Genomic DNA, 1,226 nt, shown 5'->3' on the forward strand with positions numbered 1-1,226 from the left:
GTATGCGTCCGTCTAAGTGCATCTTTACTGAGAACCATGTAGGTCATATTTTAGCGGTCTAAATATAATCAAAAATGACCCGATCTTCAATTGCCACAGAAATGCGTAAGCTGGTCACCAGCTTTTATGAATCAGATCAAAACCAATCAGCTTTTGCACGTGCCCATGGAATCAGCAAAGGCAAGCTGTCCTATTGGATCCAGAAGTTTCCCAGGGAGCAAGTTACAAAACCCGCAAAAAGCAATTTTGTTTCATTGTCAGCCGACCCTTCTACCACCCCAACATCCTCCAGGAGTATGCACATCCGCTTGGGTAATGGCGTAGAAATTGAAATTCCCCTGTAATGTTTGCCTTAAGCAGTTCCCTGAATTATCAGTTATATCTTCCTGGTACCGATATGCGTAAGAGTTTTGACGGATTATGTGGTTTGGTACTTGGAGAGTTAGGCCATAGTCCTCAGGATGGTTCGGTCTATATTTTTATCAATAAAGCTCGCAATAAGGTCAAGCTGCTGCATTGGCAGTCCGGAGGCTTTGTGTTATACTACAAGCGACTGGAGCGTGGCACCTTTGAATTGCCCGATTACGATGAATCCGTGGGAGGACTCCAGTTGGATTACACCCAACTGGTGATGCTTATCGATGGGGTAGCCATCACTAATATTACCCGAAGAAAACGCTATAAAAAAGCCGGTTAAATACTGGTATATTTTTAACAAGGGTAGTATTTTAGCTACCCGATGACGCATCAGGAGCTACAAAGAGAAAACGAGCAACTTCGCCAGTCCAATGAAGCCTTTAAGGAGAAGATCTCCGCTTTGGAGGTGCAACTCGGGCAACTCTATAAACTGATTCAAGGCTTTAAATCTGAACGTTTTATTCCTGAGATCCTTGAGCAGCAACTGTCACTTTTTTCTGAAGATTCAGATAAAACAGGGCAAATAGCTAGCCCTAAAGAAACGATCACCTATACCCGGGAAAAACAAAAACACCCGGGCCGTGGTAGCTTGCCGGAACACCTTCCGGTGCGAGAAGTCATTCTTGAACCAGAGGAAGATGTAAGCACGCTGAAAAAGATTGGCCAGGAAGTTAGTGAAACCCTCGAGTATACCCCGGCCAGCTTGGTTAAAAGGCGTACCATTCGGCCTAAATATGCCAGAAAAGACCAGCTAGGGGTAGTAATCGCACCACTGCCCACACGTCCTATCGAAAAATCTATTGCCGAAG

At 44.9% G+C, this 1,226-nt stretch carries 3 protein-coding genes; all 3 read left to right on the forward strand.

Features of this window, described 5'->3' with window-relative positions:
- Positions 1-74 precede the first annotated feature (74 nt).
- On the forward strand, positions 75-344 hold the full coding sequence (gene tnpA, locus LB465_RS18035) for an IS66 family insertion sequence element accessory protein TnpA (RefSeq protein WP_224471309.1): 270 nt from the start codon (positions 75-77) through the stop codon (positions 342-344).
- Positions 344-697 (forward strand): IS66 family insertion sequence element accessory protein TnpB, encoded by a 354-nt coding sequence (gene tnpB / locus LB465_RS18040; protein WP_224471310.1) that lies wholly within the window; start codon positions 344-346, stop codon positions 695-697. The genes tnpA and tnpB overlap by 1 nt, the downstream gene beginning before the upstream one ends.
- A 42-nt stretch (positions 698-739) precedes the next feature.
- A partial coding sequence (locus tag LB465_RS18045; protein ID WP_394370954.1) for an IS66 family transposase occupies positions 740-1,226 on the forward strand: 487 nt, incomplete at its 3' end.

It is taken from the genome of Salegentibacter lacus (assembly GCF_020164555.1).
In the GTDB taxonomy this organism is placed as follows: domain Bacteria; phylum Bacteroidota; class Bacteroidia; order Flavobacteriales; family Flavobacteriaceae; genus Salegentibacter; species Salegentibacter lacus.

Excerpts from the sequence above, each read along its gene's own strand:
- tnpB (WP_224471310.1), top strand. The coding sequence starts at position 344 with ATGTTTGCCTTAAGCAGTTCCCTGAATTATCAGTTATATCTTCCTGGT.
- tnpA (WP_224471309.1), top strand. The coding sequence starts at position 75 with ATGACCCGATCTTCAATTGCCACAGAAATGCGTAAGCTGGTCACCAGC.